This window comes from Amycolatopsis saalfeldensis (genome assembly GCF_900110575.1).
Lineage (GTDB): Bacteria > Actinomycetota > Actinomycetes > Mycobacteriales > Pseudonocardiaceae > Amycolatopsis > Amycolatopsis saalfeldensis.
Map to the genome: position 1 here is coordinate 24126 of NZ_FOEF01000009.1, position 14154 is coordinate 38279.

12 protein-coding genes are annotated in these 14154 nt (G+C 73.2%); 9 read left to right on the top strand and 3 right to left on the bottom strand.

Annotated features, from left to right (window positions below):
* Nucleotides 1-7: 7 nt before the first annotated feature.
* Complete coding sequence (zapE, locus tag BMY97_RS21010) at nt 8-1030, top strand: cell division protein ZapE (RefSeq protein ID WP_091618683.1); 1023 nt, start codon at nt 8-10, stop codon at nt 1028-1030.
* Here the strand turns inward: zapE and BMY97_RS21015 are convergent.
* Entirely contained in the window at nt 993-1574 is a 582-nt protein-coding gene (locus BMY97_RS21015; RefSeq protein ID WP_245787417.1) for a phosphatase PAP2 family protein, read from the bottom strand. The two genes, zapE and BMY97_RS21015, sit on opposite strands and share 38 nt — an antisense overlap.
* A 107-nt stretch (nt 1575-1681) precedes the next feature.
* Here BMY97_RS21015 and BMY97_RS21020 point away from each other — a divergent pair, with 107 nt between their 5' ends.
* Both BMY97_RS21020 and BMY97_RS21025 read left to right on the top strand, forming a co-directional pair.
* On the top strand, nt 1682-2176 hold the full coding sequence (locus BMY97_RS21020; RefSeq protein ID WP_091618685.1) for an SRPBCC family protein: 495 nt from the start codon (nt 1682-1684) through the stop codon (nt 2174-2176).
* Nucleotides 2177-2253: 77 nt separating this feature from the next.
* On the top strand, nt 2254-3135 hold the full coding sequence (locus tag BMY97_RS21025; protein ID WP_091618687.1) for an FAD-dependent oxidoreductase: 882 nt from the start codon (nt 2254-2256) through the stop codon (nt 3133-3135).
* An 8-nt stretch (nt 3136-3143) separates the two neighbouring features.
* On the opposite strand, the gene BMY97_RS21030 is transcribed toward BMY97_RS21025, so the two are convergent.
* Nucleotides 3144-4499, bottom strand: coding sequence for a DUF2252 domain-containing protein (locus tag BMY97_RS21030; RefSeq protein WP_091618689.1), 1356 nt, complete (start codon nt 4497-4499; stop codon nt 3144-3146).
* 46 nt (nt 4500-4545) lie between these two features.
* On the bottom strand, nt 4546-5781 hold the full coding sequence (rocD, locus tag BMY97_RS21035) for an ornithine--oxo-acid transaminase (protein WP_091618691.1): 1236 nt from the start codon (nt 5779-5781) through the stop codon (nt 4546-4548).
* Between the two features lie 197 nt (nt 5782-5978).
* Between rocD and BMY97_RS21040 the strand changes: the two genes are divergently transcribed.
* The 6 genes from BMY97_RS21040 to BMY97_RS21065 all read left to right on the top strand — a co-directional run bounded on the left by BMY97_RS21040 (nt 5979) and on the right by BMY97_RS21065 (nt 14122).
* A complete protein-coding gene (locus BMY97_RS21040; protein ID WP_091618693.1) occupies nt 5979-6830 on the top strand; it encodes a PPK2 family polyphosphate kinase in 852 nt (283 codons plus the stop codon).
* Nucleotides 6831-6842: 12 nt separating this feature from the next.
* Nucleotides 6843-8957, top strand: coding sequence for a S9 family peptidase (locus BMY97_RS21045; protein WP_425425304.1), 2115 nt, complete (start codon nt 6843-6845; stop codon nt 8955-8957).
* Nucleotides 8957-9910 (top strand): LLM class F420-dependent oxidoreductase, encoded by a 954-nt coding sequence (locus BMY97_RS21050; protein WP_091618694.1) that lies wholly within the window; start codon nt 8957-8959, stop codon nt 9908-9910. Before BMY97_RS21045 ends, BMY97_RS21050 begins: the two co-directional genes overlap by 1 nt.
* Before the next feature lie 109 nt (nt 9911-10019).
* Entirely contained in the window at nt 10020-11210 is a 1191-nt protein-coding gene (locus BMY97_RS21055; protein ID WP_091618696.1) for a cytochrome P450, read from the top strand.
* 144 nt (nt 11211-11354) lie between these two features.
* Entirely contained in the window at nt 11355-12824 is a 1470-nt protein-coding gene (locus BMY97_RS21060) for a pyridoxal phosphate-dependent decarboxylase family protein (RefSeq protein ID WP_091618698.1), read from the top strand.
* Nucleotides 12821-14122 carry a lysine N(6)-hydroxylase/L-ornithine N(5)-oxygenase family protein gene (locus BMY97_RS21065; protein WP_091619134.1) on the top strand — a complete coding sequence of 434 codons (1302 nt, stop codon included), beginning with the start codon at nt 12821-12823 and terminating at the stop codon, nt 14120-14122. Before BMY97_RS21060 ends, BMY97_RS21065 begins: the two co-directional genes overlap by 4 nt.
* Nucleotides 14123-14154: the final 32 nt, after the last annotated feature.

Below are 14154 nucleotides of genomic sequence, written 5' to 3' on the forward strand. Positions count from 1 at the left end.
TGCGACCATGCCCGCAGCCGCCCTGACCGACCGGTTTCCCGAGCTCGGGGCCGACGAGCTGATCGGCTCCCTGGTGCCGCCGCCCCGGTTCGACCGTGCGCGGTTCGGCACCTACGTGCCCAACCCCGACGAGCCCAGCCAGGCCGCCGCGGTGGCGGCCTGCTCGGCGTTCGCGCGGGCGATCGGCGAGCGGCCCGCGCGGAAGTCCAGGCTGCGGTCCCTGTTCGGCGGCGGGGCCCCGGAGCCGGACGGGAAGATGGGGCTCTACCTCGACGGCGGCTTCGGCGTCGGCAAGACCCACCTGCTCGCGTCCGCGTGGCACGAAGCGCCTTCGCCCAAGGCGTACGGCACCTTCGTGGAGCTGACCCACCTGGTGGGCGCGCTGGGGTTCGCCGAGGCCGTGCGCCGCCTTTCGGAGCACCGGCTGCTGGCGATCGACGAGTTCGAGCTGGACGACCCCGGGGACACCACGCTGGTCAGCCGCCTGTTGCAGGAGCTGATGAACGCGGGGGTGCACATCGCCGCGACGTCCAACACCCTGCCGGACAAGCTCGGCGAGGGCCGGTTCGCCGCCGAGGACTTCCTGCGCGAGATCCAGGCGCTGTCCCGGCGGTTCGGCGTGGTGCGCGTGGACGGGCCCGACTACCGCCACCGCGGCCTGCCCGACGCGCCGCCGCCGGTCGGCGACGAGGAGCTGGCCGCTTCGGCCGCCGCGCACGAAGGGTCCACTTTGGACGATTTCGACGCGCTGGTGGAGCACCTGGCCAAACTGCACCCCTCGCGTTACGGGAAGCTGCTCGACGGGGTCCGGCGGGTGCACCTGCGGCAGGTGAAGCCGGCGCCGGACCAGAACGTGGGCCTGCGCCTGGTCGCCTTCGCCGACCGGCTCTACGACCGCGCGATCCCGGTGGTGGTCTCGGGGGTGCCGCTGCCGGAGCTGTTCACCGAGGAGATGGTGAACGGCGGCTACCGCAAGAAGTACCTCCGCGCGGTCAGCCGTCTGACGGCGCTGGCGCGCGACGCGGTGTGACGGCGGCGCGCAGCCCGGTCACCACGGCGGTGCCGAAGAACGTGCCGCCGGCGATGTCGGTGAGGTAGTGGTAGCCGAGGCCGATCATGCCGACGGCGGCGCAGCCGAGCAGCACCACGCCGAGCGCGACGGCCGCCGTCTTCCACCGGGCGAGCAGGACCAGCACCACGAGCACGGTGACCAGGCTGACCGTGTGCCCGCTCGGGTAGACCAGCGTGCCGTCCTTCCAGCGGTCGAACAGCGGCTTGAGCACCCAGGTGTTCAGCGCGACCGCGACCGCCGGGCCGGCGACGGCCAGCAGCGCGTCCCCGCGACGGCGCCGGTACAGGCAGATCCCGGCGATGACCGCGATGGCGGGCAGCAGCACGTACGGCTCGGTCGGCAGCACGAGCGCGTCCAGCAGGCCGTGGCCGAGGCCGCTGACTCCGGACGCGGCGGCGGAGTCCAGCGCGCCGGGGGAGCGGCCGCCCGCGAAGACGAGGCCGAGTACCAGGGCGGCCAGCGCGCAGGCGAGCGCCACCACGGTGAGGATCCGGCGGTTCACGTTCCCCTCCTTTCCGGAAAGCCGAGGCCCGGGCTGTCGAAATCCGCGAAGCTGTTCGTTGTCAGGGCAGAACCGGGACGCCGTCCTGCCGACCGAGGAGATTTATCATGGCCCGCGATTACCTGAGCGCCACCCTGACTTTCGCTGTGCCCGCCGAGCGGGTGTTCGCCGTGCTGGCGGATCCGGCGGCCCACGTCGCGATCGACGGCACCGGCTGGCTCCGGGAACCCGTCGACCGCGCCCCGCTGACCGAGGTGGGCCAGCTGTTCCGAATGGACATGCACCACGACCGCCACCCGGACGGTGACTACCAGGTGGTCAACAAGGTCGTGGTGCTCGACGCGCCGCGCGCCATCGGCTGGCTGACGGGGAGCCGCAACGGCGACGCCGAACCGGAGTTCGGCGGCTGGGTCTGGCGGTACGACCTGGTGCCGCTCGGTCCGTCCGAGACCGAGGTGACGCTCGGCTACGACTGGTCCGCGGTGCCGCGGTCCCGCCGGGAGGTCATCCGGTTCCCGCCGTTCGGGCCGGACCACCTCGTCGGCTCGCTGCGGCACCTGGCCGAGCTGACCGCGGCGGCGCCCCGGGCAACCGGCCGCTGAGCGGGCGGCGCACGCGGATGGCGGGTGGCCGAACCGGCCCGGGTTCGGCCACCATGCTGGGAAACGGAGGGAGAGACATGCGGGTCACCGTGGTCGGGGGCGGCGTCGCCGGGCTCAGTTGCGCGTACCGGCTGGCCGAGGCGGGACACCGGGTCACGGTGCGCACGGCGGGCCGGCCGGAGGAGTCGACTTCGGCGGTCGCCGGCGGGCTGATCTACCCGCCGGTGGCCCGCGTGGACGAGCGCGTGGTGCGGTGGACGGAGGTGACCGTCGGCGTGTACCGGCGTTCCCTGGCGGCGCCCGGCATCCGCTTCCTGCCCGGCTCGATCACCCTCGGGGCGGACCAGCCCGGCCCGCTGTGGCTGCCGGCCATGACGGACGTGACCCGCGACGGCGACCGGCTCGGCTTCACCACGGCGCTGGTGGACATGCCGGTGTACCTGGCGTGGCTCGCCGAGCAGGTGGCCGCGCTGGGCGTGCGCACGGAGTACGCCGCGGTGGCGTCGCTGGCGGAGGTGGACGCGGACGTGGTGGTCAACGCCGCCGGGCTCGGCGCGGCCGAGCTGGCCGGCGACGACACGCTGGTGCCGGTGCGCGGCCAGCTCGTGCATCTGGCGGATCCGGGCCTGACCTCGTGGACGGTGGTGGTGGAGGGCGACGAGGTGACGTACGTGATCCCGCACGGCCGCCACGTGATCTGCGGCGGCACCGAGGAGATCGGCCGCGGCGACCTCGACCCCGACCCGGCCGTGGCGGCGGCCATCGTGCGCCGCTGCCGGGCGCTGGAGCCGCGCCTCGCGGACGCCGCGGTGCTCGGCACCCGCGCCGGCCTCCGCCCGGGCCGCCCGTCGGTCCGCCTGGAGCGGGTCGGGAACGTCGTGCACGACTACGGCCACGGCGGCGCGGGCGTCACCCTGGCCTGGGGCTGCGCCGACGACGTCGTCGAGCTGGTCGGCTGAAACCCGCTTCAGCCGAGGAACTCCGCGTGGTCGGCCTCGGTCCGGTCGGCGTAGCGGACCGCGTACGCGCCGATCGCCTCGTCGAGGTGTTCGTCGTCGGCGAAGTAGCCCGCGAGCAGTTGCGGGTGCAGGGAACGGGTGTGCGCGCGGGCGAGCAGGGCGCCGGCGAGGCGGCCGTAGTCGTCGAGGTGGTTTTCGCGCAGGGCGGCCGGGTCGATGGCGCCCTTGAGGTTGCGGAACTGGCGCACGATGAACGGCACGCCGTCGATGCTGGTCCAGCCCAGCAGGATGTCCGACTCCGCCTGCACGAGCCGGGCGCCCTCGACGATGCGGCGGCCCTCGTGCTCCGGCGCGGGCACGCCGAGGTGCGCGGCCAGCGCCGAGGGCTGGGCCTGTTTCACTTGCAGCACCAGGTCTTCCTCGTCGTTCCCGTGCAGCAGCACGACGTAGCTGCGCAGGCCGACGCTGCCGGTGCCGACCACCCGGAACGCGACGTCGGCGATCCGGTACCGCGCGGCCAGCGTCCGCCGCGACTCGCGCAGCGTGTCCACATAGGACACCAACCCGCCGGCCACCGCGGCCGCCGTGGCGTCGTCCACATGGGTCAGCACCGGTGGGTCCTCGACGAAACGGTGCCGTGCCAAGCCCGTTTCGTGGTCGTCGACCTGTTGGGTCCACCTGGCGACGACCTTCGCGCTGGTGTTGCGCCGGGCCTTCTTCTCCGCGTCCGCGAAGTCGTCGATCAGCTCGTCCGCCCGCGCCTTCGACAGTACGGAAGCGTCCGGCAGCGCGTTCCACGACTCCAGGTACGGCAGCTCCGCCAACGCCCGGATGGTGCGGCGATAGGACTTCACCGCGTCCTCGGCCGCTTCGCGACAGCCCGGTTCGCCGATGCCGCCCTCGCGTCCGGCGAGCACGAGGCTGGCCGCCAGCCGCTTGAGGTCCCACTCCCAGGGGCCGGCCACGGTCTCGTCGAAATCGTTGATGTCCATGACGATCCGGCCCTCGGGCGTGCCGTACAGCCCGAAGTTCGCCGCGTGCGCGTCGCCGCAGAGCTGGGCGGCCAGGCCGGACGACGGGGTGCCCGCGAGGTCCGCCGCCATCAGCCCGGCCGCGCCGCGGAAGAAGGTGAACGGCGAGGCCGCCATCCGCTCCCGCCGCAGCTCGGCCAGCTCCGGCAGCCGTCCGGCGTTGCTCGCCGCGAAGTACTCCTTCGCGCCCGGCCGCTCGCGGGCGGCGGCCTCGTGGTCGTGCGCCGTCACCGGTGCGCGGTCGCGCAGCCGCTTGCCCCGCGCGTACAGCTCCGCAGGCTCGACGCTTTCGGTGCCGACCAGCGGCCGTTCCACCCAGTCCCCTCGTGTCATACGGGGCTTAACGAGCGAACCGGGCGAAACGCTCCCGCCGGTCAGCTCACGGCTGGATGACCTTGGCGATGGCGTCGATGCCGAGGTCCAGGTCCTCGCGGGAGATCACCAGCGGGGGCGCCACGCGCAGCGTGTTCTCGTGGGTTTCCTTGCACAGCACGCCGAGCCCGGCCAGCGCCTCGGACGCCGCGCGCCCGGACGGCCCGCCCGGCGCGATGTCGATGCCCGCCCACAGGCCGCGGCCGCGGACCTCGGCCAGGCCGTGCCCGATCAGGCCGGTCAGGCGCTCGTGCAGGTGGGCGCCCAGCTCGGCCGAGCGCTGCTGGTACTCGCCGGTGTTCAGCAGCCGCACCACGGCGCGGCCGACCGCGCACGCCACCGGGTTGCCGCCGAAGGTCGAACCGTGCTCGCCGGGCTGCAGGACCCCGAGCACGGCCCGGCTGCCGACCACGGCGGAAACCGGCAGGATGCCGCCGCCGAGCGCCTTGCCGAGGGTGTAGACGTCGGCGCGCACGCCCTCGTGGTCCAGCGCCAGCACGGTGCCGGTGCGAGCGAGGCCGGACTGGATCTCGTCGGCGATCAGGAGCACACCGTGCTCGTCGCAGGCGCTGCGGACGTCGGCGAAGTAGCCGTGCGGCGGGACGACCACACCGGCCTCGCCCTGCACGGGTTCGAGCAGCACGGCCGCGGTGCGCGGGGTGATCGCGGCGCGCAGGGCCTCGGCGTCGCCGTACGGCACCGTCACGAAGCCCGGCGTGAACGGGCCGAAGCCGGCGCGCGCGGTTTCGTCGGTGGAGAACGACACGATCGTGGTCGTGCGGCCGTGGAAATTGGAGCCGGCGACGATGATCTCCGCCGTGCCGTCGGGCACGCCCTTGACCTGGTGCGCCCACTTGCGCGCGACCTTCACCGCGGACTCCACGGCCTCGGCCCCGGAGTTCATCGGCAGCACCATCTCGGTGCCGGTCAGCTCGGCCAGCTCGCGGCAGAACAGGCCCAGCTGGTCGTGGTGGAACGCGCGCGAGGTCAGCGTGACGCGGCCCAGCTGCTCGACCGCGGCGGCGATCAGCGCGGGGTGGCGGTGGCCGAAGTTCAGCGCCGAGTAGCCGGACAGGAAGTCCAGGTAGGACTTGCCGTCCACATCGGTCACGCGGGCGCCCTCGGCCTCGGCGATCACGACCGGCAGCGGGTGGTAGTTGTGGGTGCTCCAGCGCTCGTCGAGTGCGATGAACCCGTCGGCGGAGGCAGGGGCGGCGGTTTCCCGGCCGGCGAACGTCGTCATGGGTTCAGGCTAGGCCCTGTTTGCGGGGAGTTCAGCCGGGAAACGTTGCTTTCGCCCGTTGTTCGTTGCGCAGTCTGGGGGGATCGCCGGTGAATCGATGCGTGCGAGGACGGTGCCGCGCGGATTCGGCGGCGAACCACCCGGCCGGGTGGTTCCGGTGAAAGCGGCGGCCGCGACCTGAGGGTTATCGTCGCCGGATGGCGAAGAAGGAGAACGGGAACCGCGTCCGGGATGCCCTGCGAGCAGGGGCGGAGCTGCCGGGCCCGGCCTCATCGCCGGTCGGGCCGGCCAAGAAGGCGAAGGGCGAGGAGAAGCTCGCCACCGCCGGGGAGCGGCTTTCGGCGTTGCAGGAGGCGCTGTACGCGGAGGGCACGGCCGGCGGCGGCCGCAGTGTGCTGCTGGTGCTCCAGGGCATGGACACCTCGGGCAAGGGCGGCACCGTCGGGCACGTGCTGGGCCTGGTGAACCCGATGGGCGTCAAGTACACCGCGTTCAAGAAGCCCACCCCGGCCGAGCGCCGCCATGACTTCCTCTGGCGCGTCCGCCGCGAGCTGCCCGCGCCGGGCCGGATCGGCGTGTTCGACCGCTCGCACTACGAGGACATCCTGGTGCCGCGGGTGTCGGGCCTGCTCACCGCGGCCGAGCGGCGGCTGCGCTACCAGCAGATCAACGCGTTCGAGCGCGAGCTGGCCGACGGCGGCACCACGGTGGTCAAGGTCTTCCTGCACCTCTCGCCCGAGGAGCAGCTCAAGCGGCTGCGGGCCCGGCTGCAACGACCGGAGAAGCGCTGGAAGTTCGACCCCTCGGACCTCGAGGCGCGCAGCCACTGGACCGCCTACCAGGAGGCCTACGCCGACCTGCTGGCCAAGACCTCGCCGGACACCGCGCCCTGGTACGTGGTGCCCGCCGACCGCAAGTGGTACCGGAACTGGGCCGTCGCCGAGCTGCTGATCGAGGTGCTCACCGAGATGGCGCCGCAGTTCCCGGAACCGGCGTACGACGTCGACGAGGCGCTGGCCGCGCTGAAGGGTGTTGGCGTGGTGGGCTGATCGTCTGAAAGAGTGCCGGGCGTGACCGACTCTGTTCTCGACGATCTCTCGTTCCTCCGCCGCCAGGCCCGCACCCAGCGCTTCACGCTCGGCGCGCCCAAGCTGTTCACCGTCTCCCCGGATGGTTCGCGCGTGCTGTTCCTGCGCAGCGAGTCCGGCACCGATCCGCGGCACAGCCTGTGGGCGCTCGAGCTGACCTCCGGCGAGGAGGCCAAGCTGGTCGACGCCGCCGAGTTGCTGCCGGGTGACGAGGACCTGCCGCCGGAGGAGCGGGCGCGGCGCGAGCGCTCACGGCTGAGCGGCAGCGGCGTGCTGGCGTACGGGGTCGACGACGCGTTCACGGTCGTCACCTTCACCTTGTCCGGCAAGCTCTACACGCTCGACCTGGCCACCGGTGAGATCAAGGTGCTGGTCGACGGCTCCGTGATCGACCCGCGGCCGAACCCGTCGGGCACGCACGTGGCCTACGTCCGCGACCGGCGGCTGCGGGTGATCGAGCTGGCCACCGGCGCCGACCGGGTGCTGGCCGGGGAAGACGGCGAGGACGTCAGCTGGGGGCTGGCCGAGTTCATCGCCGGTGAGGAGATGGACCGCCACCGCGGGTACTGGTGGTCGCCGGACGGGCAGAGCCTGATCGCCGAGCGCGCGGACCGCGGCCCGGTGCCGCGCTGGACCATCGGCGACCCGGCGAACCCGCAGAACCCGGCGAACGTCGTCGCGTACCCGTCGGCCGGTTCGCCGAACGCCGAGGTGTCGCTCGCGCTCCTCGGCCTGGACGGCAGTCGCGTCGACCTCTCGCGCGGCGACTGGGAGTACCTGGTCACGGTGCACTGGTCGGCGGGCGGGGCGCCGCTGCTCGCGGTGCAGCCGCGGGACCAGCGCTCGCTTTCGGTGCTGGCGGTCGACGTCGCGGACGGCTCCACCAGCGTGCTGCACACCGAGACCGACGAGCAGTGGGTCGAGATCGTCCAAGGCGTGCCGGCGTGGACCGCGGACGGCCGCCTGGTCACCGAGAGCGCCGCCGACGGCGACCACCGGCTGGTGGTGGACGGCAAGCCCGTCACGCCGCCGGGCCTGCAGCTGCGCTCGGTGCTGCACGTCGGCGCCGAAGTCCTCTTCACCGCCTCCGGCGACCCGACGCAGGTGCACCTGTACCGCACCGAGGGCGGTACCATCCGTCGTTTGTCCACTGAGGACGGTGTGCACGGCGGCGCGGGCAGCGCGGGGCTGACCGTGGTCTCGTCGTGGAGCCTCGAGCACAGCGGTCCCATCGTGCGGGTGCTGCGCGACGGCGAGCCCGCGGGCTCGATCACGTCGTCCACTGTGGACCCCGAGATCGTGCCGAACCTGACCTGGCTGACGCTGGGCGAGCGCGGCCTGCGCGCGGCTTTGTTGCTGCCGCGGGGTTACGAGCCGAGCGAGGGCAAGCTGCCGGTGCTGCTCGACCCGTACGGCGGCCCGCACGCGCAGCGCGTGCTGCAGAGCCGAAACGCGTTCCTCACCCCGCAATGGCTGGCGGACCAGGGTTTCGCGGTGCTGGTGGTCGACGGCCGCGGCTCGCCGGGCCGGGGCGCGGCCTGGGAGCGGGCCATCGCCGGCAAGCTCGCCGAGGTCACGCTGGCCGATCAGGTGGACGGGCTGCACGCGGCCGCCGCCGAGCACCCGGAGCTGGACCTCGAGCGCGTCGCGATCCGCGGCTGGTCCTACGGCGGGTACCTGTCGGCGCTGGCGGTGCTGCGCCGTCCGGACGTGTTCCACGCCGCCGTCGCGGGCGCGCCGGTCACCGACTGGTCCCTTTACGACACGCACTACACCGAGCGCTACCTGGGCAAACCGCAGGACGCGCCCGCGGTGTACGAGAGCAATTCGCTGATCGCCGGTGCCGGAGAGCTGTCGCGAGCGCTGATGCTCGTGCACGGCCTCGCCGACGACAACGTGTTTCCCGCGCACTCGCTGCGGCTCTCGTCGGCGCTGCTGGCGAAGGGGCGCTCGCACGTGTTCCTGCCGCTCGCCGGGGCGACGCACATGACGCCGCAGGCCGAAGAGGTCGCGGAGAACCTGATGCGCACGCAGGTCGACTGGCTGCTGCGTGAGCTTTCCGCCGTTGCCGCCGAGAAGGAGAACTGATGAGCCGCTGGGGCCTTACGATCCCGCTCACGGGTGTGCCGCTGACCGAGCACCGGGAACTCGTCGAGCAGCTGCCCGATCTCGGCTACACCGACGTCTGGACGGCCGAGACCGCGGGCACGGACGCGTTCACGCCGCTGGTGCTGGCTTCGCAGTGGGCGCCGCAGCTGCGGCTGGGCACCGCGATCGTGCCGGTGTACACGCGGGGGCCGGGGCTGCTGGCGATGAGCGCGTCGACGCTCGCGGAGCTGGCGCCGGGGCGGTTCGTGCTCGGCATCGGGGCTTCGTCGCCGGTGATCGTGGAGAGCTGGAACGCCGCGGAGTTCACCGAGCCGTTCGCGCGCTCGCGGGACACGCTGCGGTTCCTGCGCTCGGCGCTGGCCGGGGAGAAAGTGAGCGAGAAGTACGAAACGTTCTCCGTGGGCAAGTTCCGGCTGGAGCGCGCCGCGGACCCGGCGCCGTCGATCATGCTGGCGGCGCTGCGGCCGGGGATGCTGAAGCTGGCCGCGCGCGAAGCCGACGGCGCGATCACGAACTGGCTGGCCGCGTCCGACGTGGCGCAGGTGCGGGGCGTGGTGGGGCCGGAGGTCGAGCTGGCGGCCCGGATTTTCGTCTGCCCGACCGAGGATGCCGCCGCCGCTCGCGGGCTGGGGCGGATGCTGATCTCCTCATACCTCACCGTGCCGGTGTACGCGGCGTTCCACGATTGGCTGGGGCGCGGGGAAGCGCTGGCGCCGATGCACGCGGCCTGGGCGGCCGGGGATCGGAAGAAGGCCAACGAGGTGATCCCGGACTCCGTGGTGGACGAGCTGGTGATCCACGGCAGCGTGGAGTCCTGCCGTGAGCAGGTTCAGGCCTATGTGGACGGTGGGCTGACCACGCCGGTCATCGCCCTGCTGCCGACCGGCGGGGATCCGTTCGAGCAGGTGCGGGGGCTGGCGCCGAAGGCCTGATCCGGCGGCGGGCGGGCAGCTTCGAACGGGATCGGTGGACGACCGCGGGTTTTCTTGCTACTACTCGGAAGACCGGCGGTCCCTGCCCCGAACCCAGGAGGTTCGCACGATGACGATCGAGGCTCGCCCGTACCCGTTCCCGGAGGTCCCGCAGCTGGACCTGGCCCCGGAGTACGGCCAGTTCCGGCGGGCCGCCGGCCTCGCCCGGCTGGAGATGCCCTACGGCGGCACGGCGTGGCTGGCGACCAAGCTCGCCGACGTCAAGCTGGTGCTGTCCGATCCCCGGTTCAGCCGCGCGGCGGCGGTGGGCGCGGACGCGCCGCGCACGCTCCCGATGATCGAGACCACGCCCAGCATCCTGAACCTGGACCCGCCCGAGCACACGCGGGTGCGCCGGGTGGTCGCGAGGACGTTCACCGTGCGCCGGATCGAGCTGCTGCGCCCGGGGATCCAGCAGGTGGTCGACCGGCTGCTGGACCGGATGATCGAAACCGGGCCGCCCGCCGACTTCGTCACCGATTTCGCGCTGCCGCTGGCGATCACCGGGATCAGCGAGCTGCTCGGTGTGCCGGAGGACCAGCGCTCGCAGTTCCATGTCTGGTCGGACAAGGCCACCGCGATCGCCGACGTGCCGGTCGAGGAGATCATGGCGGCCCAGCAATCGCTGGAGACCTTCTTCGCCGAGCTGGCCGAAAAGCGCCGGGCGGAGCCGACCGACGACCTGATCGGCACCCTCGTGTCGGCCCGGGACGACGAGGAACGGCTGTCCGACGAGGAACTGGTGCAGCTGGGCACCGTCCTGCTCAGCGCGGGGCACGAGACCACGGCCAACCAGCTCTCCGGCTACCTGTTCACCCTGCTGACCCAGCCCGAGCTGTGGCAGCGGCTGCGCGACGAGCCGGCGCTGGTGCCCACCGCGGTCGAGGAGCTGGCGCGGATCACGCCGCTGGGCGTGGTCACGTTCGGCCGGATCGCCCGGGAAGACCTGGAGGTCGGCGGCACGCTGGTGCGCGCGGGCGAGTCCGTGGTCTGCCAGATCGCGGCGGCCAACCGCGACGAGAGCGCGTTCGAACGGTCCGGCGAGGTGGACTTCGACCGCGAGGCCAATCCGCACATTTCGTTCGGGCACGGCCTGCACCACTGCCTCGGCGCGCCGCTCGCGCGGGTCGAGCTGCAGTCCGCGCTCGCCGCGGTGGTGCGCCGGCTGCCTGAGCTGCGCCTGGCGGTGCCGGCCGAGGAGGTGCCGTTCAAGAGCGGACGGCTGCTTCGCGGGCCACGGTCGCTGCCCGTCACCTGGTAAGCGCCGCCGCCCGGATCTCCCGAATGGGCGACGTAATCCGCGGTCCGTGCCTCCATGCTGGAACGGGATGTCCACCCGGTCGCCTTCTGCCGGAGGGTGTCCGTATTGTTGCGCAGGGTAGGCAACCCTAAGAAAGGCGACTCCATGGGTGTTGAGGCGGCAGCGGGTCTCAGCGGCGGGCGCGGCGGCGCGGAACGGCTCGGCGAGCTGATCCCGGTCGCCCTGCGCGGCCTGGCGAACGGGATCGCCGAGCGGGGCGGGCCGGTGCCGGCCGGGGGGCCCGCCGCGGTGGCGGCGGCGCTGGCCGCGGCCGGGGTCGGGACGGGAGTGCTGCCGCGCACCGGCGTGGGGGAGGAGCGCGCGCTCGAAGAACTCAGCGCCCTGCTCGCCGCCGGTTCGGCCGACCCGGCGGACCCGGCTTGCGCCGCGCACCTGCACTGCCCGCCGCTGGCCGTTTCGGTCGCCGCGGACGTGGTGGCCAGTGCGCTCAACCCGTCCATGGACTCGTGGGACCAGGCGCCGGTCGCCAGTGAGCTGGAACGGGAGTTCACCACCGGGATCGCGCGGCTCTGTTATCCGGCCGCCGTGGGGGCCGACGCCGTGGTGACCTCCGGCGGCACCGAGTCCAACCTGCTCGGACTGCTGCTGGCGCGCGAGGCGGGCGGGTTCTCCGTCCGGCCCGTGTGCGGGGCGAACTCGCACCACAGCGTCGCGCGCGCCGCTTGGCTACTGGGCTTGCCCGCGCCCGTCGTCGTGGCCTGTGAGGGCGATCGGATGGTGCCGTCCGCGCTGGCCGAGGCGCTCGCGAAGCTGGGTGCGGCCGCCGTGGTCGTGGCGACCGCGGGCACCACCAACACCGGCCGGATCGACCCGCTGCCGGAGATCGCGGAAATCTGCCACCGCGCCGGGGCCCGGCTGCACGTCGACGCCGCGTACGGCGGAATGGCTCTGTGCAGCGAAACCCTCCGCTCGCGCGTCGCCGGGCTGGAGCTGGCCGACTCGGTCGCCCTCGACATGCACAAGTTCGGCTGGCAGCCGGTCGCCGCCGGGCTGCTGGCCGCGCGCGACGGCGCCGACCTCGCCGCGCTCACCGTCCGCGCCGAGTACCTCAACGCCGACGACGACACCGAAGCCGGGCTGCCCGACCTGCTCGGCCGGTCGATCCGGACCTCGCGCCGCCCGGACGCGTTCCGGATGGCGGTGACGGTTCGCGCGCTCGGTACCGAAGGCGTCGGCGCGCTCGTGGAACGCTGCTGTGCCACCGCGAACGGCGTGCACGCACTCGTGACCGCCCACGCCGGCCTGCGCTCGTGGGGCGCGCCGGAACTGTCCACTGTGGTCTTCCGCCCGCGGGTGGCCGACGAGCTGGGCGCGCCGGCCGGAGACGAATTGGTGGCGCGCGTCCGACGTTGCCTGCTGGAGGCGGGCACCGCGGTGATCGGCCGCGGCCTGCTGCCGACCGGGCCGGACGGCGTGCCGCAGCTGTGGCTCAAGCTCACCCTGCTGCACCCGCACACCGGCCCCGAGGACTACCGCTCGCTGCTGGACCAGGTGGTGGCCACCGCGGCGGCCGAGTGCGCCGCCGTCGCCCGGCAGAGCCCGGTCGCCTCGTGAGGCGGTTCGACCTCGCGGGGGTCGGGATCGGGCCGTTCAACCTCTCGCTCGCGGCGCTGGCCGATCCGGTGGAGCAGCTGGACGTCGTCCTGTTCGACGCGCGCCCGGAGTTCCGCTGGCATCCCGGGCTGCTGGTCGAGGGCGCGACGCTGCAGGTGCCGTTCCTCGCCGACCTGGTCTCGCTCGTGGATCCGACGAGCCGGCACTCGTTCCTCAACTACCTTCGCGAACGCGGCCGGCTGCTGCCGTTCTACTTCGCCGAGCGGTTCCACCTGCCGCGCGCCGAGTACGACGACTACGGCCGCTGGGCCGCCGCGCGCCTGCCGTCGTGCCGGTTCGGCCACGAGGTCACGGGCATCCGCTGGGTGGCGGCCGAGGAGGCGTTCGAGCTCACGGTCTCCGGCGAGGCGCCGGTGCTGGCGGCTTCGGTGGTGCTCGGGGTCGGTAGCACGCCGAACGTCCCGGTGCCGCTGCGGGAGCTCGTCGCGGCGCCGGACGTGCTCGCGCTGCACTCCGCGTACTATCTGACCCACCGCGATGCCTTGCTGGCGGCGGAAACCGTGACGGTGGTCGGCTCGGGGCAGTCCGGCGCGGAGGTGTTCCTCGACCTGCTGCGGTCGCGGTCCACTGTAGACGGACTGCGCTGGTTCGCGCGCACTCCCGCGTTCGCGCCGATGGAGTACTCGAAGCTGGGGCTGGAGCAGTTCACCCCGGATTACACGGCGTACTTCCACCGCCTACCGGGGCCGGTTCGCGACCGGCTGCTGCCCGCGCAATGGCAGTTGTACAAGGGAATCGACGCCGAAACCATCGCCGCGATCCACGACGAGCTGTACCGCCGCAGCATTGGCGGGCCGTGGCCCGGCGCCGCGCTCACCCCTGGCGTCGAGGTGGTTTCGGCGAGCGCGGGCGTCGGCGGCATCGAACTCGGACTGCGGCACGCGCAGCAGGAACGCAGCGCCACGCATCGCACTGGCGCCGTCGTCTGCGCCACCGGGTACTCGGAAACGCCGACCGGGCCGTTGCTGGCCGGGCTGGGCGACGCCGTCCAGCGGGACGGCCATGGCCGCCTGGTCGTCGGCGAGGACTACCGGCTCGCGCTCGGTGGTGACGTCGCCGGTCCGGTGTTCGTGCAGAACGCCGAGCGGCACACCCACGGGCCGGGCGCGCCGGACCTCGGGCTCGGCGCCTGGCGCGCCGCCACGATCCTCAACGCGGTGTGCGGCAAGGCGGTTTACGAACTGCCCGCGCGCACCGCGTTCACCACGTTCGGCCTCGAGACCACGGAGGACCTGTGACCCTGACCGCCGACCGCTTCGAAGGCAGCGCC

Bases quoted from the DNA above. Each gene is read 5' to 3' on its own strand.
- BMY97_RS21040 (WP_091618693.1), top strand. From the start codon at position 5,979: ATGGCGAAGAAGGAGAACGGGAACCGCGTCCGGGATGCCCTGCGAGCA.
- zapE (WP_091618683.1), top strand. From the start codon at position 8: ATGCCCGCAGCCGCCCTGACCGACCGGTTTCCCGAGCTCGGGGCCGAC.
- BMY97_RS21055 (WP_091618696.1), top strand. From the start codon at position 10,020: ATGACGATCGAGGCTCGCCCGTACCCGTTCCCGGAGGTCCCGCAGCTG.
- BMY97_RS21060 (WP_091618698.1), top strand. From the start codon at position 11,355: ATGGGTGTTGAGGCGGCAGCGGGTCTCAGCGGCGGGCGCGGCGGCGCG.
- BMY97_RS21050 (WP_091618694.1), top strand. From the start codon at position 8,957: ATGAGCCGCTGGGGCCTTACGATCCCGCTCACGGGTGTGCCGCTGACC.
- BMY97_RS21030 (WP_091618689.1), bottom strand. From the start codon at position 4,499: ATGACACGAGGGGACTGGGTGGAACGGCCGCTGGTCGGCACCGAAAGC.
- rocD (WP_091618691.1), bottom strand. From the start codon at position 5,781: ATGACGACGTTCGCCGGCCGGGAAACCGCCGCCCCTGCCTCCGCCGAC.
- BMY97_RS21025 (WP_091618687.1), top strand. From the start codon at position 2,254: ATGCGGGTCACCGTGGTCGGGGGCGGCGTCGCCGGGCTCAGTTGCGCG.
- BMY97_RS21020 (WP_091618685.1), top strand. From the start codon at position 1,682: ATGGCCCGCGATTACCTGAGCGCCACCCTGACTTTCGCTGTGCCCGCC.